This is a genomic window from Amycolatopsis sp. NBC_01286, from assembly GCF_035982555.1.
Classification (GTDB): domain Bacteria; phylum Actinomycetota; class Actinomycetes; order Mycobacteriales; family Pseudonocardiaceae; genus Amycolatopsis.
This window is the reverse complement of record NZ_CP108428.1, coordinates 773071-794228: the sequence shown is the minus strand read 5'-3', so window position 1 is coordinate 794228 and position 21158 is coordinate 773071. Positions and strand designations below refer to the sequence as shown.

Below are 21158 nucleotides of genomic sequence, written 5' to 3'. Positions count from 1 at the left end.
CGGCGTCAACGCCCCGGAACGTTTTACCCCTGCCCGAAAGGTCTCCGAAAACGGGAACCTTTGCGCCTCGTGCCGCTGCGAAATCGGCACCCCGGGGGTTGGCCTCGGCGTCGAAGGGGCGTCGATCTTCTTGAAAGCGCCCTTCGCGGAAGCGGGCCTGGTGAAGCCCAGTGCGCCACCGCTAACCAGCTATATCCGGCGATCGTCCACAATGGCGCAGGAGTCCGAATAGCCGTGAATCTCCCAGTTACTCGACGCGTCCAGCGGGTCCAGCACACACCCGCCCAGGTGCTGGTGCCGCAGAAAGCGCCGGAGTACGAGATCGCCTTCGTCGGCCCTGAGGGTGTAGTCCGGGTGGACCTCAACCCGGGAACCCGGCACCGCCACCAGGTCGGCTGCCGGCTGGACGTCCGGTACCGACCGGCCGAGCACTGCGTCGAACGGAGGTCGGACAGCGCGCGGTTCACCGTCGCGTTCGGCGGCTTGCCGGTGGTGCTCGTCACCGGCGGCGCGGTCTACCGCACCTTCCGAATCCGGAGGTGCCGGAAACTCACCGCTTGACAACAGGTGTTGTCGTGGGCGGCCAGTGTCGGTCACTCGTCGGTTCGCCCTGCTCGAGCGCTACGGGGTCGGATCGCCGCAGGGCTTCATCGTCGGTCTGCATGGCTGCCTCGCATCGAGCGACGGGTCGTGGTCGCTGCTAACTCCGTCCAGCCGCATCGGAGGAGACAGGACTGCGGTGATGGGCGGCGAACCGCTTCGTTACGAGACTCGGCGAAGGAGCTGAGCTTGCCGCCGATGGCACGAAGGTGCGCGCAAAGAACCTTTGGCGTCCACCTGTCCGGGGGACGCTACTGGGGCACTTTTCGTGACCCCATTTCGCCGCCCTCGGGCCGGTGCCCCAGTTTTGCCCAGCTACCCGCCGGTAGCTGAACTTCTTCTGGACGAAAGTCAAAGTTCGCCGATACGAAAAAACCGCTCAACCTGGAACTTCTGTTCCGGTGAGCGGTGTTTCGTCACTGTGGAGCTAAGGGGACTCGAACCCCTGACCCCCTCACTGCCAGTGAGGTGCGCTACCAGCTGCGCCATAGCCCCGAGACGAAGGTGTACTCCGCATCTCGTATGGCTATACCCTACACGCCCTCCCAAGGCCCTCGACGCGGGGGTGCCTGCATGGTCACCAACTTGGGCACAACCTTGTGACCTGCAGTTTTAGGACTTATTTTTAGGCGTGTATTGACTCCCGGTGTGTCCGCCGTTACATTTTCGGCGGTTGTGACGCCGAGGTCCCCGCCCGTTACGCCGCGTCTTCACCGGGCATGCCTCTGCCGTTTCCTGCTCGAAGAACGCCGCCTGTGCGGCAGAGGAGGTTTCGATGAAGAGTCCGGTGCGACGGCGGGTGATGACGGTGCTCTCGGCAGCGTCCACCCTGGTCGCGGGCTTGATCACCGTCGTCGCGGCGGCGCCGGCGGCTCAGGCCGCGATCACCCCTGACGGGTGGTACACGGTCGCCGCCGTGAACAGTGGTAAGTGTGTCGATGCTCGGGCTGCCGCCAGTGCCAACGGCACCGTCGTGCAGCAGTACAGCTGCAATCAAAGCGCTTCCCAGGAGTGGCAGTTCCAGTCGACCGGGGACGGCTACTTCCGCGTCAACACGCGCAACAACGCCGCCGCGGCCTGGGATGTCACCGGCGTCTCGACCGCCGACGGCGGGCTCGTGCAGCTGTGGAGCTACTCGAACGGCCTCAACCAGCAGTGGCAGGCCGTCGACGAGGGCAGCGGGCGGTACCACTTCGTGAACCGGAACAGCGGGAAGTGCCTCGACGTGCCGAGCGCCTCCACCGCCGACTCCGTCCAGCTTCAGCAGTACTCCTGTAACAACACCAGTGCGCAGTCGTTCACACTTACCCCCGTGGGTGGCACTACTCCTCCGACCTCCGGTCAGCCGGACCTCGGCCCGAACGTGGTGATCTTCGACCCGTCGATGTCGAGCTCCAGCATCCAGAGCCGGCTCAACGGCATCTTCAGCCAGCAGGAACGCAACCAGTTCGGCAGCCAGCGCTACGCCGTGATGTTCAAGCCGGGCACGTACTCCAACGACGTGAACGTCGGCTTCTACACGCAGGTGCTGGGCCTCGGGCTGAGCCCGGACGCCGTGACGATCAACGGCGCCGTGCACGTCGAGGCCGACTGGTTCCCGCCGCAGAACGCGACGCAGAACTTCTGGCGCGGCGCCGAGAACCTATCCGTCAACCCGACCGGCGGCGCCGACCGCTGGGCGGTCAGCCAGGCCGCGCCGTACCGCCGCATGCACGTCCGCGGTGACCTGCAGCTCGACGACGGCGGCTGGGCCAGCGGCGGCTGGATCTCCGACTCGAAGATCGACGGCCAGGTCCGCTCCGGCTCGCAGCAGCAGTGGATCTCGCGCAACTCGCAGTTCGGCAGCTGGAACGGCTCGAACTGGAACATGGTCTTCGCCGGCGTCCAGGGCGCTCCCTCGAACACCTTCCCGTCGCCGCCCTACACCACCGTCGCCTCGACGCCGGTCGTGCGCGAAAAGCCGTTCCTGTACATCGACAACGCCGGCAACTACCAGGTGTTCGTCCCCGGGGTGAAGACCAACGCGTCCGGCACGAGCTGGGCGAACGGCACCGCGCCGGGCACCTCGCTGCCGATCGACCAGTTCTACATCGCCAAGCCCGGCGCGACCGCCGCGGACATGAACGCCGCGCTGGCCGCCGGGAAGAACCTGCTGGTGACGCCCGGTGTCTACCACCTCAACCAGGCGCTGCACGTGACCCGGCCCGACACCGTCGTGCTCGGTCTCGGCATCGCTACCCTGGTGCCGGACGGCGGCGTCACCGCGATGAACGTCGACGACGTCAACGGCGTGAAGGTGGCCGGCCTGCTGATCGACGCCGGCACGACCAACTCGAACACGCTCATGCAGGTCGGTGCGGCCGGTTCGACCGCCGACCACTCGGCCGACCCGACGTCGCTGCACGACGTGTTCTTCCGGATCGGCGGCCCGGCCGTCGGCAAGGCGACCAACAGCCTGGTGGTGAACAGCAACAACGTGATCGGCGACCACATGTGGATCTGGCGCGCCGACCACGCCGACAACGGCAACAACGTCGGCTGGACCACCAACACCGCCGACAACGGGCTCACGGTCAACGGCAACAACGTGACGATGTACGGCCTGTTCGTCGAGCACTACCAGAAGACGCAGGTCGTCTGGAACGGCAACGGCGGCCGGACGTACTTCTTCCAGAACGAGATGCCGTACGACGTGCCGAACCAGGCGGGCTGGATGAACGGCTCCACGAAGGGCTACTCCGCGTACAAGGTGGGCCCGAACGTGACGAGTCACGAGGCGTGGGGGCTGGGCAGCTACTGCTTCTTCAGCACCAACCCCTCGGTCGCCAGCGCGCACGCCTTCGAGGCGCCGAACACCCCGGGTGTCAAGTTCCACGACATGGTGACCGTCTCGCTGAACTACCAGGGGACGATCACGCACGTCATCAACACCACCGGTGACACGACGCCGACGGGGACGAAGCCCGTCAACCTGGTGAGTTACCCCTGATCAACCGGCGTGCGCCGTGGTGGCGGCCGCGGCGCACGCCGGTCCTCATTCTCCGTAACGGAAGTCCTCACGCGAAACCCGTCGGCCGGGTTAACGGGCAACCGCCGAACGGGCGAAAAGTGTGATTACAGAGCGTGCATGCGTACGGTAGTACATATTTACCGGGAAGTTATGGATTGTTCACCTTGCTCGGGGAGCGTTCGCTCGCACAGCCACCCCGGGTATCGGAGGACGTAGCAAGTGAACAGACGTTTCGCGGCGCTCACCGCGGCGGTCGCCGCAGGTGCCCTGGTACTCACCGCCTGTGGCGGATCTTCCAGCGACAACAAGGACTCCGGTGCCGCCGGCACCGCCAAGTCGGCCGCCGACCTCGGCGGGCTCGACAAGCTCGTCGAGGCGGCGAAGAAGGAAGGCACCCTCAACGTCATCGCCCTCCCGCACGACTGGGCGAACTACGGCGAGGTCCTCGACGCCTTCAAGAAGAAGTACGGCCTCAAGGTCACCGAGGCCAACCCCGAGGGCTCGAGCCAGGACGAGGTCAACGCCGTCAAGCAGCTCAAGGGCCAGGACCGTGCGCCCGACGTGCTCGACCTCGGCGGCGCCTTCGCGCTGACGGCGGCCAAGGACGGCCTGCTCGCGCCCTACAAGGTCGCGACCTTCGCCGACGTCCCGGACAACCAGAAGGACGCCGACGGCCAGTGGGTCAACGACTACGGCGGCTACATCTCCATCGGCTACGACGCCAAGAAGGTGCCGAACCCGCCGACGTCCTTCGCCGACCTGAAGAAGCCGGAGTACGCGGGCAAGATCGCGCTGAACGGCGACCCGACGAAGGCGGGCGCGGCCTTCGCCGGCGTGTACGCCGCGGCGCTGGCCAACGGCGGTTCGTTCGCCGACATCAAGCCCGGCATCAGCTACTTCGGTGACCTCAAGAAGTCCGGCAACTTCATCCCGGTGCAGTCGAGCGCGGCGACCGTGGAGAGCGGCCAGACGCCGATCACGCTCGACTGGGACTACCTGCAGGCCGGCTACGCGAAGAAGCTCGAGGGCAAGGTCGACTGGAAGGTCGCGGTCCCGGCCGACGGCGTCTACTCGAACTTCTACTGCCAGGCGGTCAGCAAGACCGCCCCGCACCCGGCCGCCGCGCGGCTGTGGCAGGAGTTCCTGTTCTCCGACGAGGGCCAGAACCTCTTCCTGAAGGGCCTTTCGCGCCCGGCGCGGCTGCCGAAGATGGAGACGGCGGGCACCGCGGACAAGACGTCGCTCGCGGCCCTGCCGCAGATCCCCGGCGAGACGAAGTTCCCGACCAACGACCAGATCGACGCGGCCAAGAAGGTCGTCGCGGACGAGTGGGCGAAGGCCGTCGGCTGACGTGACGGCCGAGACCCTCACCACGGCGGCAGGCGCGACGTCGCCTGCCGCCGTGCCCGTGCGCCCCGGGTTCGCGCGGCGCTTGCTCAAGTGGGTGACCGGCCACCTCGGCCTGCTGCCCTTCCTCGCCTACACCGGCGTCTTCCTCGGCGCGCCGGTGGTGATGGTCGCGGTCGGTGCCTTCCAGGACAACGACGGCGCGTTCACCACCGACAACCTCGGCGCGGCCTTCAAGGACCAGTTCGGCCGGTCGTTCGTGACGTCCATCGAGCTGTCCGCGCTGACCGCCGTGGTCGGCGCCGTGCTCGGCGCGCTGCTCGCCCACGCCGTCCTCGGGTCCAAGCCGGACGGCCTGCTGCGCAAGGTCGTCTCCAGCGCGGCCGGCGTGCTGGCCAACTTCGGCGGCGTGCCGCTGGCGTTCGCGTTCATCGCCACGCTCGGCAGCATCGGCATCGTCACCAAGGCGCTGACCGGGCTCGGCCTCGACCTCTACGCGTCCGGGTTCAGCCTGTTCAGCTTCTCCGGCATCGCGATCGTCTACATCTACTTCCAGATCCCGTTGATGGTCATCGTGTTCACCCCGGCGCTGGAAGGCATGCGCGCGCAGTGGCGCGAGGCGGCGGAGAACCTGGGCGCGACGCGCACGCAGTACTTCCGGCTCATCGCCGTCCCGGTGCTGCTGCCGCCGTTCCTGGCTTCGACGCTCCTGTTGTTCGCCAACGCGTTCAGCGCCTACGCCACCGCGTACGCGCTGACCACCGGCATCATCCCGCTGGTGCCGATCCAGATCGGCTCGCTGGTCTCCGGCAACGTCGTGGCGGACCAGCAGAACCTCGGGAAGGCGCTCGGCCTCGGCATGATCGTCGTGGTCGCCATCGTGATGGCGTTCTACTCGTGGATGCAGCGGCGCGCGTCGAGGTGGCTCGGATGACCAACAAATGGGGTCGCTGGACCATTCTCACCCTGTTCGGCCTGTACTTCCTGGTGCCGATGGCGGCGTCGGTCGAGTTCAGCCTGCGCGACGTCAACGACACGCACAGCTTCGTCTCGTGGAGCAAGCTGCTCGACGAGCCGGGCCTGTTCGAGACGCTGGGCACGTCACTGTGGGTCGCCGCGGGCACGGTCGTGCTGACCCTGCTGATCATGGTCCCGACGGTCAGCTGGGTGCACCTGCGCAAGCCGAAGCTGCGCCGGGTGATGGAGGGGATCAGCCTGCTGCCGCTGGTCATCCCGCCGATCGTGCTGGTCAACGGCGTGCTCGTGGTGTTCGCGGACGCGCCGGAGGTGATCAACGGGACGCCGGTGATCCTCGTGCTGGAGTACGTCGTCCTGGCGCTGCCGTTCACCTACCGCACGCTCGACGCGGGCCTGCAGGCGATCGCGCTGCCGACGCTGGTCGAGGCCGCGCGCAGCCTCGGCGCCGGCTGGGGCACCGTGCTGCTGCGGGTGATCGTGCCCAACATCCGCAGTGCGGTGTTCGGCGCCGCGTTCCTCAACCTGGCGCTGGTGCTCGGCGAATACACCCTGGCCAGCATCCTGCTGATGGACACCTTCCCGGTGTGGACCGTCCAAACCGGACAGTCCGAGGCCGGCGTGTCGGTCGCGGTGTCGCTGTTCAGCTTGTTCGTCGCCTTCCTGCTGCTGTTCGTCCTGTCCCTCGTCGCGGGCCGCCGCCGTCGTGAGCACAACCCGGCCGCGCCCATCGCCCCCGCACCGCAAGGAACCGCCTGATGACCGTGATCGAAACCAAGACCGGCGCGTCCGTGGAGTTCCGCGGGCTGCACCGCGAGTTCGGCGACGTCAAGGCCCTCGACGGGCTGAACCTGCTCATCGAGCCCGGCGAGCTGGTCGCGCTGCTCGGGCCGTCCGGCTGCGGCAAGACGACGGCGTTGCGCGTGCTGGCCGGCCTCGAGCAGGTCGACTCGGGCGAGGTGCTCGTCGACGGCTCCGACGTCGTCGGCGTGCCGGCCAGCAAACGCGACATGGGCATGGTCTTCCAGGCCTACAGCCTGTTCCCGAACCTGACCGTGCGGGACAACGTCGCGTTCGGGCTGCGGCTGCGCGGCCAGGGCACGGCGCCCCGGCACCAGCGGGCGCAGGAGCTGCTGGAGCTGGTCGGGCTGGACAGCCACGCCAAGCGCTACCCGCACCAGCTCTCCGGCGGCCAGCAGCAGCGCGTCGCGCTCGCCAGGGCGCTGGCCATCGAGCCGCGCGTGCTGCTGCTCGACGAGCCACTGTCCGCTTTGGACGCCCAGGTGCGCACGCAGCTGCGGGACGAGATCCGCCGGCTGCAGCTGCGGGTCGGCATCACCACGCTGTTCGTCACGCACGACCAGGAGGAGGCGCTGTCGATCGCGGACCGCGTCGGCGTGATGAAGGACGGCCGGCTCGAGCAGTGCGACACCCCGGCCGCGTTGTACGCGCGCCCGGCGACGGCGTTCGTGGCGGAGTTCGTCGGCACGATGAACCACCTCGCGGGCACGGTCACCGGCGGCGGCACCGAGGTCGACGTCGCCGGGCAGCGGCTGAAGCTGGCCGAGCCGGGGGAGCGGGCGGACGGCGCGGCCGTGCGCGTGCTGGTCCGCCCCGAGTCGGTGACGCTCGAACCCGGCGGCCCGGCCCGCGTCACCGACCACAGCTTCCGCGGCGCGGTCACCCGCCTCACGGCGGTGCTGCCGGACGGCACGACGGTGCTCGTGGACCTGCCGAGCGTGACGGCCGCGGAGCTGCTCCCGGGCAGCACGGCGGCCGTCGGCTTCGGCAGCCGCCCGGTCCTGCTGGCGGCGGACGCGTAGTGGACACGACGCGCCGGCGGATCGTCCGGGCCGAGGCGGGCGAGCTGGGTTACCGGCGGCTCGCCGAGGCGCCGGGCGAGCCGCACGCCGTCCGGGAGGACTTCGCGCCGGCGTCGGCCTCCCGGCCCGGGACGCCGCTGGCGCGGTTCGCGCACCTGTCGGACCTGCACGTGATGGACGCGCAGTCGCCGAGCCGGGTCGAGTACCTGGAACGGCACGCCGACCCGGACTCGCCGCTGCGGCCGTACCTCCCGTTGATCGGCACCTACCGGCCGCAGGACGTGTTCACCACGCACGTCGTCGAGGCGATGGTCCGCGCGGTCAACGAGTTCGACGTCGACTTCGCGGTGTCCACCGGCGACGCGACCGACGCCTGCCAGGCCAACGAACTGCGCGCCTACCTGGGCACGCTCGACGGCGGCCCGGTCGACCCGGACTCCGGCGAGCGCGGGCACTGGGAGGGCGTCCACGCGAGCGACCCGGCGACCTACGACGTCCGCTACTGGCACCCCGATGGCACGCCGGAGGGCTGCGAAGACGACCACGCGCGGGCCCGCTACGGCTTCCCGGAAGCGCCGGGCGCCCTCGACGCGGCCGCGCGCCCGTTCGAGGCGACCGGGCTGCACGTGCCCTGGTACGCCGTTTACGGCAACCACGACAACATGCTGCAGGGTGTCGTCCCGCCGTGGCCGGAACTGGGCGAGATCACGGTCGGCGGGGCCAAGCTGACGGCCTTGCCCGAGGGTGACGTCGTCGAGCTGCTGCACGGCTTCGACCAGGCCGAGCGGGACGTCGTCGCGCGGCTGCTGGACGGCGCCACGGTGCCCGTGACGCCCGACGCCGAGCGGCGGCACGTCTCCCGCGCCGAGTGGATCGGCGCGCACGTCGACTGCCACGGCCACGGATACGTCCGGGCGAACGCCGAGTCCGACACCGCCTACTACGCGTTCGACCACGGCGTCTTGCGCTGCCTGGTGCTCGACACGGTCAACCCGCACGGCTTCTGGCAGGGCTCGCTCGACGTTCCCCAGTTCGAGTGGTTGCGCGCGGAGCTGACGGCGTCGGCGGACCGGCTCGTCGTGCTGTTCAGCCACCACCCCCTCGACACGCTGGTCAACGACCACGGCCCGGACCGGCGGGTCTTGGCCGACGAGCTGGCCGCACTGCTGCACGCGTCACCGAACGTCGTCCTCTGGGTGAACGGCCACACGCACGAGAACAAGGTGACCCCGCAGGAGACGTTCTGGGAAGTGACGACGGCGTCGCACATCGACTGGCCGCAGCAGGCCCGGCTCGTCGAAGTCCGCGACAACGCCGACGGCACGCTGTCCATTGTGGTCACCATCGTCGACCACAGTGGACCGGTGACGGGCGGTGGTGCCGACCCGATCGGGCTGGCGGGGCTGTCCCGCGAGCTGTCGGCGAACTACTGGCAGCACCGCGACGGCCCCGAGCGGGGCGCCGGGACCGCCGCCGACCGCAACGTCGAGCTCCTGCTCCGGGATCCACGCCCGAACGGGTGGTGAACCGCGCCGAGGGCCCCGGGTGTCGCGATACTGGGGCTCCCGGAGTGCAAAGGAGCGGGACATGACCGCCTTCGGAATCGTCGTCGAACCCCGGCAAGCCTGGCCGCTGACGGCCGTGCGCGGTGTGTTCGCCGTGCTGTTCGGGATCTTCGCGCTCGTCTGGCCGGGTGCGACCGTCCTGGTGCTCGCGATCCTCTACGGCGTCTACGCGATCGTGGACGGCATCGGCGGGCTGATGCAGGCGTTCCGCCCGGGCGACGGCGCCCACCGCGCCGCGTACGGCGTGCTGGGCGTGCTCGGCATCGTCGCCGGGATCGTGGTGCTGGTGTGGCCGGGCATCACGGTGCTGCTGCTGGCGCTGCTGGTCGGGCTGTGGGCGATCGTCACCGGCATCGCCGAGATCGCCGCCGCGATCCGCCTGCGCAAGCAGATCCGGGGCGAGGCGTTCCTCATCCTGGCCGGCGCGATCTCCGTGCTCGCCGGCATCCTCATCGTGATCAACCCGATCGCGGGCGCGTACGGCGTCGCGCTGCTGGCCGGGATCTACGCGCTGGTCTACGGGATCGTGCTGCTCGTGCTGGCCTTCCGGCTGCGGAAGATCGCGAACACGCCCGCCGCGGTCTGAGTACCGTGCGGGGATGTGACCCGCGAACTGGTGGTGCTGGGCACCGCGAGCCAGGTGCCCACGCGCCACCGCAACCAGAACGGCTACCTCCTGCGCTGGGACGGCGAAGGCCTCCTCTTCGACCCCGGCGAGGGCACCCAGCGGCAGATGGTGCACGCCGGCGTCGCGGTCACGGACGTCACCCGGATCTGCGTCACGCACTTCCACGGCGACCACAGCCTCGGGCTGTCCGGCGTCATCCAACGACTGTCGCTGGACAAGGTGCGGCACCCGGTGCACGCGCACTTCCCGGCGTCCGGCGCGCACTACTTCGAGCGGCTGCGGCACGCGACGTCGTTCTACGAGACCGCCGACCTGCGGGAACAGCCCATCTCTTCGAGCGGCCAGATCGCGTCGGGCAAGTTCGGCGTCCTGGAGACCCGGCTGCTGAGTCACCCGGTCGAGGCGTTCGGCTACCGGCTGGTCGAGCCGGACGGCCGGACGATGCTCCCCGAGCGGCTGCGCTCGTTCGGCATCCAGGGCCCGGACGTCGGCAAGCTCCAGCGGGACGGACGGCTGGGGACGGTGAGCCTCGACGACGTCAGCGTGCCCCGGCGCGGCCAGCGGTTCGCGTTCGTCATGGATACCCGCCTCTGCGACGGCGTCTACGCCCTCGCCGAGGACGCGGACATGCTCGTGATCGAGTCGACCTTCCTCGCCGAGGACACCGCCCTGGCCCGTGACTTCGGCCACCTGACCGCCCAGCAGGCCGCCCGCGTCGCCGCCGAGTCCGGCGTCCGGCTGCTCGTGCTGACCCACTTTTCGCAGCGCTACACCGAGCCTCAGCGGTTCTTCGACGAAGCCCGGGCCGAGTTCGACGGCGAGATCGTGGTGGCCCGAGACCTGGAGCGGGTCCAGGTGCCGAAACGCCGGTCCTCCCCAGCGGAGCGCCTCGCGCCGTAGGCTGCAAGCGTGAGCCAGCCGATCCTGATGACCGTCGACGACGATCCCGCCGTGTCCCGCTCGGTCGCCCGTGACCTGCGCCGGCGCTACGGCAAGGACTACCGCATCATCCGCGCCGACTCGGGCGCCGACGCCCTCGACGCGCTGCGCGAGATCAAGCTGCGCGGCGACGCCGTCGCGGCGATCCTCGCCGACTACCGGATGCCGCAGATGGACGGCATCGCCTTCCTCGAGAAGGCGATGGACCTGTTCCCGCACGCCCGCCGGGCCCTGCTGACCGCCTACGCCGACACCGACGCCGCGATCCAGGCGATCAACGTCGTCGACGTCGACCACTACCTGCTCAAGCCGTGGGACCCGCCGGAGGAGAAGCTCTACCCGGTGATCGACGCGCTCGTCGAGACCTGGAAGGCCGTCGGCGACAAGCCGGTCGACGAGGTCAAGCTCCTCGGCCACCGGTACTCGTCGCCGTCGTTCCACATGCGCGACTTCCTCGCGCGCAACGCCGTGCCCTACCGCTGGTACTCGGTCGAGGACGACGAGGGCAAGCGCTTGCTCAAGGCCGCCGACGCCGTCGAAGCCGACATCCCGGTGATCGTCACCCCCGACGGCACCGTGCTCAAGCACCCCTCCAGCGGCGAGATCGCGGACGCGGTCGGCTTGTCGACCCGCCCCGCGCAGGAGTTCTACGACCTCGTCGTCATCGGCGGCGGCCCGGCCGGGCTCGGCGCCGCGGTGTACGGCGCGTCCGAGGGCCTGCGCACGGTGCTCGTCGAGAAGAAGGCCACCGGCGGCCAGGCCGGCACCAGCTCGCGCATCGAGAACTACCTCGGCTTCCCCGACGGCGTCTCCGGCGCGCAGCTGACCGACCGGGCGCGGCGCCAGGCTCAGAAGTTCGGCGCCGAGGTGCTCACCGCCCGCGACGTCGTCGGCCTGGAGGCCCGCGGCTCGTCCCGGGTCATCACCTTCGGCGACGGCAGCGAGATCGCCGCGCACTCGGTGATCCTCGCCAGCGGCGTCACCTACCGCGCGCTGGACGCCGAGGGCATCGAGGAGCTGAGCGGCCGCGGCGTCTACTACGGCTCGGCGCCCACCGAGGCGCCCGAGTGCAAGGGCGAGCACGTCTACATCGTCGGCGGCGCGAACTCCGCCGGCCAGGCCGCGGTGTTCTTCTCCAAGCACGCCAGCGACGTCAGCATCCTGGTGCGCGGCGAGTCGCTCGAGTCGTCGATGTCGCACTACCTGATCGAGCAGATCGCCGGCATCGAGAACATCCACGTCCGCACCCGCACCACGGTCAAGCAGGCCCACGGCGACGACCATCTGGAGCGGCTCACGCTCTGCGAAAACGGCGTCACCGAGGAGGTCGACACCGGCCACCTGTTCATCTTCATCGGCGCGGCCCCGCGCACGGAGTGGCTCGGCGACGACCTCCACCGCGACGCCCACGGCTTCGTCTGCACCGGCCCGGACCTGCTGGCCGCCGGCCAGCGCCCCCGGGGCTGGACCCTGGACCGTGACCCGCATTACCTCGAGTCGTCGATCCCGGGCGTCTTCGTAGCGGGCGACGTGCGGTCCCAGTCGGTCAAGCGGGTGGCCTCCGCGGTCGGCGAAGGCGCGATGGCCGTGACGCTGGTACACCGGTACCTGGAGGAACATTGACGTCCTCCCCGCAGTCATCCGACCAGGGGATTCCGGCGGCGCGAGCCCGGCACGGCCGGGTCGGGTCGCCGAGGTTCACGGTTCACCGGCCGGACCACTGTCCCGCCTCCCCGCGCGGTCACCGCCCGTCCGGCGGCGATGTTCCTGGCCGCGTTCACGTCCGCGTTGCCGCTGTACCCACAGGCGACGCACCGGAACACCGCTTGGCTCTCGCGGGATTCGGACGCCACGTGCCCGCAGGCGGAACAACGTTGCGACGTGAAGGCGGCGGGGACCTTTTCGACCCGGCCCGGAGCTTTGTTCTCCAGGCGCGAGACCACCAGACCCCACCCCTGGGCGAGGATCGCCCGGTTCAGGCCCGACTTCTGCCGCACTCGCCGTCCCGGCGCCGCGGCGGTGCCCTTCGCCGATCGGGTCATGTGCGTGATGCGCAGGTCTTCGACCCGGATCACGTCGAACTCGCGGGCGACACGCGTCGTCAGCTTTTCCGCCCAGTCCTTCCGGCGTGCGGACGCCTTGGCGGTCAGCCGCGCGATCGCCCGGAGCAGCAGGGCGCGCCGGTTCGATCCGCGGGCGGCCCGGGCGAGCCGCCGTCGCAGCCGCAACGCTCTCGCCCGCTCGGCGCGGGACAGCCCGGGGCAGTGCAGGAGCTCTCCGGTCGACAGTGCCGCCGACACGGCAACGCCTCGATCGATCCCGACCGCACTGCCGTCGCCCGGCGCCGGAACGGGCGCGGGGACAGCGGCGAACGCGAGGTGCCACCGCCCGGCGCGGTCGCGGGTGATCCGGTAGGACTTGAATTCGCCGGACGGGCGCCGCGACCAGCGGAACCGGACTCAGCCCACCTTGGGCACCCACACGGCGGCGCGCCGCCGGTTGAGCCTTCGTACGTGCTCAGGCCGGACGGCGACCTGCCGGAATCCCTGGTGGACCGCCGCTCGGCGCCAAGTCGGCTTGCCGTGGGTGCCTCCGAAGAAGCTGCGCAGAGCCTGGGCGAAGTCGCGCAGCGCCTGCTGCTGGACGGTGACCGAGCCCTCGCGCAACCACGCGTGTTCGTCCCGGATCTCGGTCAGCTGCCGGGCCTGCTCGACGTAGCCTGGAGGGAGCGGCCGCCCGGGCCGCCAATGGGAGTGCTGCTCCACGGCGAGGTTCCAGACGAACCGCGCGTGGGCGCAATGGACCAGCAGCCGAGCCTCCTGTTCGGCTGTGGGCGTCAAGCGAAAGCGGGACATGCGGGAAACGTAGCCCCGGCCACCGACAAAACAGGGGTGAAGGAATGAGCGCATTGCCGCGGGAAGAGCTTCGCGGCCTCTTCCTGTTCGAACACCTTTCCGAAGACCAGCTCGACTGGATCGCCGACAACGCCGTGCTCGAGGAGTACGAGGGCGACACCGTCGTCATCCGCGAAGGCGACGAAGCGACCTGCTTCTACGTCCTGCTGAGCGGCGCGATCCGGATGACGCGGCTCGTCAGCGGCACCGAGGTCGAGACCAACCGGTCCGACCAGCGTGGCGTCTACTTCGGCGCGACGCAGTTCTTCGTGCACCAGGACACCGACCACCGCTACGGCGCCTCGGTGCGCGCGCTGTCCGACGTCACGTTCCTGGCGCTGCCCTCGCGGGAGTTCTCCGTCGAGTTCCGCCGGTGGTTCCCGATGGCGACGCACCTGCTCGAAGGCATGTACCTCGGCTGGCGCAACAGCGACACCGTGATCGGCTCGCGCCGCCGTCTGCTGGCGCTGGGCGAGCTGTCGGCCGGCCTGACGCACGAGCTGAACAACCCGGCCGCGGCCGCCGTCCGGGCGACGTCCGCGCTGCGCGAGCGCGTCGCCGGAATGCGGCACAAGCTGGCGTTCCTGGCGAAGAAGACCATCGATCCCGAGCTGCTCTACCAGCTGATCGACGTCCAGGAAAAGCTCGTCAAGCAGGTCGCGCAGGCCCCGAAGCTGAGCGCGATGCAGCAGTCCGACCGCGAGGACCAGATCAGCGACTGGTTCGAGGACCACGACATCGACGGCGGCTGGGACCTCGCCGACATCTACGTCCGGGCTGGGCTCACGACGACCGACCTGGACAACGTCCTGGAGCAGGTCGGCGACACCTTCATGGACGGCGCCGTCCGCTGGCTCGCCTACGCGCTCGAGACCGAGATGCTGATGGGCGAGATCGAGGACTCGACCACCCGCATCTCCGCGCTGGTCGGCAAGGCCAAGCAGTACTCGCAGATGGACCGGTCGCCGCACCAGTGGGTCGACGTCCACGACGGCCTCGACTCCACGCTCGTGATGCTCGCCGGCAAGATCGGCGACGGCGTCCGCGTTGTCAAGGAGTACGACCGCGACCTGCCGAAGATCCCGGCGTACGCGGGCGAGCTCAACCAGGTGTGGACGAACATCATCGACAACGCGCTGGGCGCGATGGGCGGCGAAGGCACGCTCACGCTGCGCACCTGGGGCGTCAACGACCAGGTCCGCGTGGAGATCGGCGACACCGGCCCGGGCATCCCGGAAGACATCAAGGGCCGGATCTTCGAGCCGTTCTTCACGACCAAGGCGGTCGGCGAGGGCACCGGGCTGGGCCTCGACATCTCGTGGAAGATCGTCGTCGAGCGGCACCAGGGCGACCTGCGCGTCGAGTCCGAGCCAGGGAGCACCCGGTTCGAGGTGTGCCTCCCGACCGAAGAGCAGGCCTCCCTCTGATGGCCTCGGTCCCGACGGTCACGACCGAGCTCGGGGCGCTGGTGGGGTTGGCGGGTGACGGCGTCCGCAGGTGGCGCGGGATCCCGTACGCCCGGCCGCCGGTGGGCGAGCTGCGGTGGAAGGCGCCGCAGCCGCCTTCGCTCTCGGATGGCGTGCACGTCGCGGCGGAGTACGGGCCGCACGCGATGCAGTCGCCCGACCCGATGAACCCGCGGGCGGTCTGCGACGAGGACTGCCTGTACCTCAACGTCTGCACGCCGGAGGAGCCCGCGCCCGAGGGCGGGTACCCGGTGCTGTTCTGGCTGCACGGCGGCGGTTACCGCGTCGGCCACGGCGAACAGCTGGGCGACGGCGAGGAGTTCGCGCGCGCCGGGATCGTCGTCGTCACGATCAACTACCGGCTCGGCTCGCTCGGGTTCCTGCACCTCGCCGGCGTCTTCGGCGAGGCCGAGGCGGACGCCGGGGTGGGTGGCCTGCTCGACCAGATCGCCGCCCTGAAGTGGGTGCGCCGCAACATCTCCGCGTTCGGCGGGGACCCGTCGCGGATCACCGTCTACGGCGTCTCGGCGGGCGCGAAGAGCGTCGGGAACCTGATGGGCAGCCCGCTCGGCGCGGGGTTGTTCGCGCAGGCGATCAGCAGCAGCGGCGGCGCGGACCACGTGGCGACGCCGGAAACCGGCACCGCGCTGGCCCGGCGGCTGCTCGACGAGGTCGGCTGCCACGACGTCGAAGCGCTGCGGGCGTTGCCGGCCAAGGAGTTCGTCGAGGCGCAGGAACGGATCCTCAGCGGCTTCCAGGCGCTGTGGCTGTGGCGCCCGACGCTGCACCCCCGCGTGCTGCCCGAGGTTCCGATCGAGCCGATCCGCCGCGGCAGCGCGGCCGGCGTCCCGCTGCTCGTCGGCTGCAACAGCAACGAAGGCAGCACGTACGCGATGATGCTGGGTGACGACGCCGCGACCGCGCCGGCTGACGACGTCCTCTCCGCGATCCTCGGTGACGAAGGCGCTTCGCAGCTCCTCGAGACGTACCTCCGCCGCGTCCCGGACCTCAACGCCGCGAAGATCGCCGCGATGGGCGACGAACGCTACGGCGTCCCGACCCAGCGCCTCGCCGACGCGCAGTCCGCGCACGCGCCCGTCTACCGCTACCGCATCGACATCGCGGCGCCCGGCGTGCCCGAGCAGCTCGACGGCGGGCACGGCACGGAGACGACGATGGCTTGGAAGACGCCGCTGCCGTTGTTCGCGGAGGCGACCGACGTGAACCCGGCCCGCGAGCGCGCGGCGTTCCTGATCCACCGCTGCTGGGTGCGGTTCGTGCACGACGGCGTCGCGTCCGCAGACGGCCCCGAATGGCCGCCGTACGGCCCGGAGCTGCGGCCGGTGCTGGTTTTCCGGGAAGACACGGATCTGGTGCTCGACCCACGCGTCGAAGAGCGAAAAGCCTGGGGCGACACGGAATGGGCGTCCGGGACCTGGTTCCCGGTGACCTGACACCGTTCCTTCACCCGCTGTTCACTTCGAACCGGCTCGTTCGCGCGTCAAACGAGTCGAAGGCCCTGAATCATCGGGCCGTCGAGGGGAGTGGCTCGTGAAACGCCGGGTATCGATCGGACTGGCCGTGGTGCTGCTGCTCGCGGTCGTGGCGGTGATCGTCTGGGGCAACGACTCCGGGCCGGGGCTTGCGACGGTGCGCGGGGTCATCGGGTCGGAGAAGCAGGCCTTCTTCACCGACCAGCGCGTCGTCGACGCCTTCGCGCACCACGGGTTGAAGGTCGAGGTCGACACGGCGGGGTCGCGGCAGCTCGCGACGACCGTCGACCTCGGGAAGTACGCGTTCGCGTTCCCGTCGTCTTCGCCCGCGGCGCAGAAGATCCAGCGCGACCGCAAGGTCACGACCGTCTACACGCCGTTCCAGTCGCCGATGGCGATCGCCACCTTCGAGCCGATCGTCGCGCTGCTGCGCGCGAACGGCGTGGTGCGCAAGGGCGCCGGCGACTACGACGTCCTCGACGTCGCGAAGTACCTGGACGTCGCGAAGGCGGGCACGCGCTGGGACCAGCTGCCCGGCAACACCGCGTACCCGGCTCGTAAGAACGTCCTGGTCACGACCACCGACCCGCGTGAGTCGAACTCCGCGGCGATGTACCTGTCGATCGTTTCCTTCGTGGCCAACGGCAACACCGTCGTCAGCTCGCCCGAGCAGGAGGCGAGGGTGCTGCCGTCGGTGTCGAAACTGTTCCTGGACCAGGGATACACGCAGAACAGCACCGAAGGACCGTTCGAGGACTACCTGTCCGCGGGCATGGGCAAGACGCCGCTGGCGTTGATCTACGAGTCGCAGTTCGTGGACCGCGTCGTCCGCGGCGACGGCTCGATCCGGCCGGACATGCGGATGATCTACACGGCGCCGACGGTGTACTCGAAGCACACGCTGGTGCCGCTGTCCGCCGACGGCGACAAGGTCGGTCAGCTGCTCGCGACCGACCCCGAGCTGGGCAAGCTGGCCGCGACGTTCGGGTTCCGCACCACCGATCCGAAGCTCTTCGCGGACGTCGCCGCGCCGGCGCACGCGCCCGCCGACCTGGTGGACGCCGTCGAGCCGCCGTCGTTCGAGACCCTCGAGCGCCTGCTCGACGCCGTCGGCAAGCAGTACTGACATGGACGAACTCACCCCCGTCACCGCGGTTTCCCCCGAGCGCGCCGCCGGGCTCGTCACGCTCGGGGCCGACACCCGCGCCGAGATCACCGCGCGCGCCGGCGTCTTCGCGACGCGCCTGGAAGCCCTGGACGTCAAGTCGCCGGAGTTCACCGACGTCCTCGACGAGCTGCTGGCCGTCGGCGAGGCCGACATGCGGGCCGCGGCCGGCGTCGCGGGCGCGATGCTGGACCGCTCGTTGCGTGGTTCCGCTTCTCCACAGGACGGCGTCACGACGAGCCTCGCCGGGCTGCGCCGGACCGTCGCCGAGCTGGACCCGGCGAAACTGCCGATCACCGGGCGGAAGCTGCTCGGGATGTTCCCGATGGCTGGTGCCGCGAAGCGGGCTCTCGATCGCTACCACGCGGCGAACGAGCCGGTGAACGCGCTGGTCGTCGATCTGCGGACGCGACAGGACCGGTTGCGGCGCGACAACGCCGCGATCAAGGGCGAGCGCGAACGGCTGTGGAAGGTGCTGGGGAAGCTCGCCGAAGCATCGGTGTTCGCCGAAGCCGTCGACGCGGCCATCGAGCGTCAGGCGTCGGTGTTCGAGTTCGCCGACCCGTCGCGGGCGCAGGCGTTGCGCGGCGACATCCTGTACCCGATCCGGCAGCGGCACCAGGACCTGCTCACCCAGCTCGCGGTGAGCGCGCAGGGGTACCTCGCGCTGGACCTGGTGCGGCGCACCAACGACGAGCTGATCCGCGGCGTCGAGCGGGCGGTCTCGACGACCGTGTCCGCCCTGCGCGTCGCACTGCTCGTCTCGGCCGCTCTGGCGGGTCAGCGGGACGTCCTGGACGAGGTGGCGGCGCTGCAGTCGACCACCGACGGGCTGATCCGCGCCAACTCCGAGCTGCTGGAAACGCAGTCCGCGGAGATCCGCAAGGCGAGCAGCGACCCGGCCGTCGCGACCGAGACCATCCGCGCGTCGTTCGACCGGATCTACGCCTCGATCGACGCGATCGACGGCTTCCGCGCGGACGCCGTCCGCACCATGGCGACCACGGTCGAGTCACTGACCGGCGAGCTGCGCCGCGCCGAGGACCACCTGCGGCGTTCGCACGAGGGGGAAGTATGAAGAAGCTCGTTTTACTGGCGTTGAGCGCGGTATTGCTGGCCGGCTGCTCCTCCGCGGCGTCCGACGGCCCTGAGCCGGGGACGCTCAGGATCCTCGCGGGCAGCGAGTTGGCGGACATGCAGCCGGTGCTCGACGAGGCCGCGAAGGCCACCGGCGTCAAGGTCAAGTTCACCTTCACCGGCACCCTGGAAGGCGCCGAGTCGCTCGCGAACGGCAGTGCCGACGGCAAGTACGACGCCGTGTGGTTCTCGTCGAACCGTTACCCGGCCGGGATTCCCGACGCGGCGAAGCGGCTCGGCAACCAGGTCAAGATCATGAGTTCGCCGGTGGTGCTGGGGCTCTCGGCGTCGTCCGCGCAACGGCTCGGCTGGACCGGCAAGCCGGTCGGCTGGGGCGAGATCGCCGCGCAGGCCGGCAAGAAGGCGTTCACGTACGGGATGACCGACCCGTCGGCGTCGAACTCCGGGTTCTCGGCGCTGGTCGGCGTCGCGTCGGCGCTCGCGGGCGCGGGCAACGCGATCGACGCCCGGCAGATCGCCGCCGTCACCCCGCAGCTGACGCAGTTCTTCAGCGCACAGGCACTTTCGGCCGGGTCGTCGGGCTGGCTGTCGGACGCGTACACGCGGCGCGCGACCGGCCAGGACCCCGGGCAGAAGGTCGACGGGCTGATCAACTACGAGTCCGTGCTGCTGTCGGCGAACGCGTCCGGGAAGCTGCCGGAGCCGCTGAAGCTGATCTACCCGAGCGACGGCGTCGTCACCGCGGACTATCCCTTGACGCTGCTGGCGGACGCCGGTTCCGACGCGCGTTCGTCGCACCAGCGGCTCTCCGACTACCTGCGCACGCCGGACGTCCAGAAGCGGATCATGGACACCACCCAGCGACGTCCGGTCGTGCCCGGGGTCGCGCTGGGGTCGCAGTTCGCGCAGCGGGACCTCGTCGAGCTGCCGTTCCCGGCGACGCAGCAGGCGGTGGACGCCCTGCTCCAGGCGTACTTCGACAAGATCCGCAGGCCGTCGCGGACGCTGTACGTGCTCGACACGTCCGGCTCGATGGAGGGCGACCGGATCGACTCGCTGCGCACCGCGCTGGCCGGGCTGACGGGCGCCGACAACTCGCTCACCGGCCGGTACCGGCGGTTCCGGAGCCGGGAGGAGGTGACGATGCTGCCGTTCAACTCGGGGCCTTCACCGGCGTCGACGTTCGTCGTGCCGGAGCAGGATCCGGCGGCCGAGCTGGCGCGGATCAAGGCGTTCGCCGAAGGGCTCTCCGCCCGCGGCGGGACGGCGATCTACGACAGTCTCTCCGAGGCTTACCGGGTGCTGGAACCCTTGGCGGCGCGCGATCCCGATCGGTTCACCTCGATCGTCCTGATGACCGACGGGGAGAACGCGAACGGCTCGTCCCTGTCCGATTTCCAGGCGTCGTTCGGCTCGCTACCGGCCGCGATGAAGGGGGTGCCGGTGTTCACGGTGCTGTTCGGCGAGGGGTCGAGCGACGAGCTGACGCAGGTCGCGACGTTGACCGGCGGCAAGGTGTTCGACGCGCGGAAGGTCCAGCTTGCGAGCGTCTTCCAGGAGATTCGCGGGTACCAATGATGCTGCGCTACCTGGGCTCGACCAAGAACCTCGCCGGCTGCGTCGGCGGGCTCGCCGGCCTGGGCCTGTACCTGGCCGGGGTGATCGGCTGGCTGTGGCCGGTGGTCGTGGTCGCGCTGTACGCGGCAGGCGCGCTGCTCGCGCCGCCGGAGAAGGTCCGGCTGCTGCCCGACGCTTCGGGGGAGCTGCGCGTGTCTTTGGAGACGCTGGTTTCTTCGGTGTCGTCCCAGGCGTCGCGAATGCCCGAGTCCACTGTGGATACCGTGCGGCGGATCGCCGAAGTGCTGGCCGACCTGCTCGCGCAGCCCGCGCGGCTGTCGGCCGATCCGGACCTGCGGCACTCCGTGGTCCGGCTGGTGCGGACGGATCTGCCGCTGTCGGTGGAATCCTTCCTGAACCTGCCGCGGTGGTTCGCCTCCCGGCGGGCCGGTGCGGCTGCGGAGCTGGTGGCACAGCTCGATTTGCTCGAAGCGGAAGCGCATCGGATCGCCGAGCGGTTCTACGCGGCGGACGTCGACCGGCAGGCGGATCACACGCGCTATCTGCGCGACCGGGACGCTTGATTCCTTGCTGTGCA

Annotated in this window: 17 protein-coding genes, 1 tRNA gene and 1 pseudogene; 16 read left to right on the top strand and 3 right to left on the bottom strand. The window is 70.0% G+C overall.

What is annotated here, in order from left to right:
• The first annotated feature begins 234 nt into the window (after positions 1 to 234).
• The gene (locus OG570_RS03675; RefSeq protein WP_326955595.1) at positions 235 to 561 is read left to right on the top strand and encodes a hypothetical protein; all 327 of its coding nucleotides are present in this window, start codon (positions 235 to 237) and stop codon (positions 559 to 561) included.
• Positions 562 to 1022: 461 nt separating this feature from the next.
• Here OG570_RS03675 and OG570_RS03670 read toward each other — a convergent pair.
• A tRNA-Ala gene (locus tag OG570_RS03670) sits at positions 1023 to 1095 on the bottom strand.
• A gap of 280 nt (positions 1096 to 1375) precedes the next feature.
• Here OG570_RS03670 and OG570_RS03665 point away from each other — a divergent pair.
• The 9 genes from OG570_RS03665 (at position 1376) to OG570_RS03625 (ending at position 12510) form a co-directional block, all read left to right on the top strand.
• Positions 1376 to 3589 carry an RICIN domain-containing protein gene (locus OG570_RS03665; protein ID WP_326955594.1) on the top strand — a complete coding sequence of 738 codons (2214 nt, stop codon included), beginning with the start codon at positions 1376 to 1378 and terminating at the stop codon, positions 3587 to 3589.
• A 240-nt stretch (positions 3590 to 3829) separates the two neighbouring features.
• Positions 3830 to 4960, top strand: coding sequence for an ABC transporter substrate-binding protein (locus OG570_RS03660; protein ID WP_326946684.1), 1131 nt, complete (start codon positions 3830 to 3832; stop codon positions 4958 to 4960).
• 1 nt (position 4961) lies between these two features.
• Positions 4962 to 5891, top strand: coding sequence for an ABC transporter permease (locus tag OG570_RS03655; protein ID WP_326955593.1), 930 nt, complete (start codon positions 4962 to 4964; stop codon positions 5889 to 5891).
• Complete coding sequence (locus OG570_RS03650; RefSeq protein WP_247061559.1) at positions 5888 to 6691, top strand: ABC transporter permease; 804 nt, start codon at positions 5888 to 5890, stop codon at positions 6689 to 6691. Before OG570_RS03655 ends, OG570_RS03650 begins: the two co-directional genes overlap by 4 nt.
• A complete protein-coding gene (locus OG570_RS03645; RefSeq protein ID WP_326955592.1) occupies positions 6691 to 7755 on the top strand; it encodes an ABC transporter ATP-binding protein in 1065 nt (354 codons plus the stop codon). The genes OG570_RS03650 and OG570_RS03645 overlap by 1 nt, the downstream gene beginning before the upstream one ends.
• Positions 7755 to 9281 (top strand): TIGR03767 family metallophosphoesterase, encoded by a 1527-nt coding sequence (locus tag OG570_RS03640; RefSeq protein WP_326955591.1) that lies wholly within the window; start codon positions 7755 to 7757, stop codon positions 9279 to 9281. Before OG570_RS03645 ends, OG570_RS03640 begins: the two co-directional genes overlap by 1 nt.
• A 61-nt stretch (positions 9282 to 9342) precedes the next feature.
• Entirely contained in the window at positions 9343 to 9906 is a 564-nt protein-coding gene (locus OG570_RS03635) for an HdeD family acid-resistance protein (RefSeq protein ID WP_326955590.1), read from the top strand.
• Between the two features lie 15 nt (positions 9907 to 9921).
• Positions 9922 to 10848, top strand: a complete 927-nt coding sequence (locus OG570_RS03630) for a ribonuclease Z (protein ID WP_326955589.1) — start codon at positions 9922 to 9924, stop codon at positions 10846 to 10848.
• 9 nt (positions 10849 to 10857) lie between these two features.
• Complete coding sequence (locus OG570_RS03625) at positions 10858 to 12510, top strand: FAD-dependent oxidoreductase (RefSeq protein WP_326955588.1); 1653 nt, start codon at positions 10858 to 10860, stop codon at positions 12508 to 12510.
• Positions 12511 to 12524: 14 nt separating this feature from the next.
• Here OG570_RS03625 and OG570_RS03620 read toward each other — a convergent pair.
• Positions 12525 to 13331: pseudogene (locus OG570_RS03620) on the bottom strand (RNA-guided endonuclease InsQ/TnpB family protein); the annotation flags it as partial.
• 15 nt (positions 13332 to 13346) lie between these two features.
• Positions 13347 to 13742 (bottom strand): helix-turn-helix domain-containing protein, encoded by a 396-nt coding sequence (locus OG570_RS03615; RefSeq protein WP_326955587.1) that lies wholly within the window; start codon positions 13740 to 13742, stop codon positions 13347 to 13349.
• A 44-nt stretch (positions 13743 to 13786) separates the two neighbouring features.
• On the opposite strand from OG570_RS03615, the gene OG570_RS03610 reads away from it, so the two are divergent.
• The 6 genes from OG570_RS03610 (at position 13787) to OG570_RS03585 (ending at position 21144) form a co-directional block, all read left to right on the top strand.
• The gene (locus OG570_RS03610; protein ID WP_326955586.1) at positions 13787 to 15208 is read left to right on the top strand and encodes an ATP-binding protein; all 1422 of its coding nucleotides are present in this window, start codon (positions 13787 to 13789) and stop codon (positions 15206 to 15208) included.
• A complete protein-coding gene (locus OG570_RS03605) occupies positions 15208 to 16701 on the top strand; it encodes a carboxylesterase/lipase family protein (RefSeq protein ID WP_326955585.1) in 1494 nt (497 codons plus the stop codon). The genes OG570_RS03610 and OG570_RS03605 overlap by 1 nt, the downstream gene beginning before the upstream one ends.
• 97 nt (positions 16702 to 16798) lie before the next feature.
• Complete coding sequence (locus tag OG570_RS03600) at positions 16799 to 17866, top strand: hypothetical protein (protein WP_326955584.1); 1068 nt, start codon at positions 16799 to 16801, stop codon at positions 17864 to 17866.
• A 1-nt stretch (position 17867) separates the two neighbouring features.
• The gene (locus OG570_RS03595; protein WP_326955583.1) at positions 17868 to 18983 is read left to right on the top strand and encodes a toxic anion resistance protein; all 1116 of its coding nucleotides are present in this window, start codon (positions 17868 to 17870) and stop codon (positions 18981 to 18983) included.
• On the top strand, positions 18980 to 20581 hold the full coding sequence (locus tag OG570_RS03590) for a substrate-binding domain-containing protein (RefSeq protein WP_326955582.1): 1602 nt from the start codon (positions 18980 to 18982) through the stop codon (positions 20579 to 20581). The genes OG570_RS03595 and OG570_RS03590 overlap by 4 nt, the downstream gene beginning before the upstream one ends.
• Positions 20578 to 21144, top strand: a complete 567-nt coding sequence (locus OG570_RS03585; protein WP_326955581.1) for a hypothetical protein — start codon at positions 20578 to 20580, stop codon at positions 21142 to 21144. The genes OG570_RS03590 and OG570_RS03585 overlap by 4 nt, the downstream gene beginning before the upstream one ends.
• Positions 21145 to 21158 lie beyond the last annotated feature (14 nt).